The sequence below is a fragment of the Micromonospora sp. LOL_015 genome (assembly GCF_048060275.1).
Lineage (GTDB): Bacteria > Actinomycetota > Actinomycetes > Mycobacteriales > Micromonosporaceae > Micromonospora_E.
On sequence record NZ_JBHMIO010000196.1, the window covers coordinates 1 to 410 of the forward strand.

Genomic DNA, 410 nt, shown 5'->3' on the forward strand with positions numbered 1-410 from the left:
GTCGACCCCGTCCGGTCCGCCCGAGTGGCGGACGGTCTTGCCGTCCACCGCCAGCCCGCACCCGCCGGCCGGTGGAGCGAGTCGGGTGGCCAGCCAGGCGCTGACGAGGCGGTCCACCATAGCTGCGTCGACCGCCTCGATCACCCGGCGCAGCGTGTCGCGGCCCGGCGCGACGCGGACCCCGAGCACCGGATGCCGACGCGCGTCGGCGGCGGCCAGTAGCGGCTGCGGCAACTCGGCGACCCGGTCAGCGGCCTGCCGGAACAGGCTGCGGGCCGGCTGGGGGCAGCGCGGCGTGGGGTGCTTACCGACACCGGTGTAGTCCAGTGCCGGTCGCTCTAAACCTTGATCACTGAGCCTTTCCGGGTAAGGCTCTGATCACCGGGCGTGGTGTCCGGAACGGTCAAGAT

At 72.9% G+C, this 410-nt stretch carries 1 pseudogene; it reads right to left on the minus strand.

The annotated features are described in order from the left end of the window. Positions 1-234: pseudogene (locus ACFHWU_RS29455) on the minus strand (hypothetical protein); the annotation flags it as partial. Positions 235-410 lie beyond the last annotated feature (176 nt).